Consider the following 2,095-nt stretch of genomic DNA (forward strand, 5'->3'; position numbering starts at 1 on the left):
ACACTCGAAACAATAATGTTCCAAAGCGGCTATCTTACCATAAAAAAAGCCATGAGGGTTGGGCCAAGGGATGTATTTCGCCTTGGTTTTCCTAACCAGGAGGTAAAACTTAGCTTCACCGATGCCCTGCTAAATGACTACACTCCGGACACACTGAACACAGCAGGTTTCCAGAACGATATGTACCGTGCCCTTGAAGCAAGGGATATGGATGTTGTGAAAGCCACCCTTGAGCGATTGTTTTCATCCATTCCCTTTGAATGGTACAATGCAGGCACTCTTGATAAATATGAAGGTTATTATGCTTCTGTTGTATATTCATTTTTTACATCCATCGGGTTTGATATTACTCCGGAAAAAAGCTCCAGCCACGGCAGGGCAGATCTTGTGATAAAAACCAATGACAGGGTTTACGTTTTTGAGTTCAAGGTTGTAGAAATTGTTGGGGATGGGAAAAAGGCAATAGATCAGATCAGGGAAAGGGGTTATCACCACCAATATGTGAAGGCAGGCAAAGAAGTCGTACTTGTGGGGATAGATTTTTCAAAAAAAGAGAGGAATGTTGTGGGTTTTGCCTTTGAAATGGTTTAAGCATTGTTTTTATTGAACAATATGATGTTATGGTAATTTTTTTGAACCATGATTTTCATGAAAAGGAAGAATAAAAAATCCGTGAAATCAGAGTAATCTGTGTAATCCGTGATTCAAAAAATGAAAATTTAAGTAAAAAATCAAATGAGTGTACCTTCTTTGCATTATTTTCCCACTCGCAAGTCTGTGCCTCCAGCGAGTCAACGACATCCATGCAAAGACCATTCTGCTGCACATGAGTAAACATGCCCATCGCTACTGGACACCAAAGGAGCTGAAAGAGACACTGGAACTGGATATTACCTCCAATCAAAAACAGAAGTTTATGAAAAATGAAGGTAAAACAGAAGGAGATGAAGCCATGAAAATATTGCTCAAAGAAAATCCCCAGATAAGTAAGGCCCATGAAAAATATGAAGCATTCACCCGTGATGAAGCCCTTCTTGATGCCTATGAAGCACATATGAAATGGAAAAGGGATTATTATTCAGGGATTGAATCATCAAGAGTTGAAGGCATAAAAGAAGGCATAAAAGAAGGTGAAAAAATTGGCTTAGATAAAGGTGAAAAAATAGGCTTGGATAAAGGTGAAAAAATTGGTGTTGGTAAAGGTGAAGTTATAGGTAAAATTCGTCTTTTCCATGAGATCCTGGGGCTTTCGGTTCCTTCAAGTGATGAATTACAAGAGATGAATGTTGAAGACCTTAAGGTAATGCTTGGAAAGATCGAGCACAAATGGATGAGTGTTAAATCAAAAAAATGAGCTGCTTCTACAAAACGTCTGGGGAAATCCGGAACTGGAATAATAAATATCCTGTTATATCCATAAGCTTTGGAAGGGGAGTCTTAAATGGTAAAGAAGAGCTTCATAAAAGAATAACTGCGATTCTTAAGGAGCAGGCAGACAAACATGATATAAAATACAGCCATGAACTTATTGTAGATCGCTTTGCCGAGTTGATTTATGCCCTTTATAAAGCCCCATGTTTGCTGACGCATCACAAAAAACATGAAAGTCGTTGTATATCAGTATGTTACGGAGATTTTCTAATAAAAAATCCATGAGACTTGGCCCCCGGGATTTTTTTCGCATTGGTTTCCCCAACCATGAGGTGAAACTGAGCTTCACCGATGCTCTATTTTGGATGCAGGGTGGTTAACGTTATGTTGCGCAATTGACTAAAAAAGTAGCGTTCATAATTTGTCATGATTCTGATTATAATAGTTGCTGTTTGAAAAAAATAAACAATAACTATCTGTAATGTAAAATAATAAAATATAAGAGCAACTACTGGCCAGTGTGGCACAATTATTGTATTTCCTTAAGTCTTAATAGTTGTTTCAGGAAAAAACGGTAATAAAAAGATAAGTGTTAAAGTAAACAGGCATGATTAATTACGTATCAATAAGCCCAAATATAAAAATGATAGTTATTTTCACGGTAACCCTCATAGCCAAATGAGATTTTGGCCACCCTCGATCATGAAAACAGAATGTGTTTTCA

The 2,095-nt window shown here is 37.5% G+C and carries 3 protein-coding genes; all 3 read left to right on the top strand.

What is annotated here, in order from left to right; translation table 11 throughout:
* Positions 1–591, top strand: a 591-nt coding sequence (locus MTBBW1_RS21315; RefSeq protein WP_186441603.1) for a PD-(D/E)XK nuclease domain-containing protein, incomplete at its 5' end; no start/stop codon positions are given.
* Positions 592–826: 235 nt separating this feature from the next.
* Positions 827–1,354, top strand: a complete 528-nt coding sequence (locus MTBBW1_RS21320; RefSeq protein WP_080806936.1) for a hypothetical protein — start codon at positions 827–829, stop codon at positions 1,352–1,354.
* Positions 1,351–1,656 carry a P-loop NTPase family protein gene (locus tag MTBBW1_RS21325; RefSeq protein WP_080806938.1) on the top strand — a complete coding sequence of 102 codons (306 nt, stop codon included), beginning with the start codon at positions 1,351–1,353 and terminating at the stop codon, positions 1,654–1,656. The genes MTBBW1_RS21320 and MTBBW1_RS21325 overlap by 4 nt, the downstream gene beginning before the upstream one ends.
* Positions 1,657–2,095: the final 439 nt, after the last annotated feature.

Source organism: Desulfamplus magnetovallimortis, assembly GCF_900170035.1.
Classification (GTDB): domain Bacteria; phylum Desulfobacterota; class Desulfobacteria; order Desulfobacterales; family Desulfobacteraceae; genus Desulfamplus; species Desulfamplus magnetovallimortis.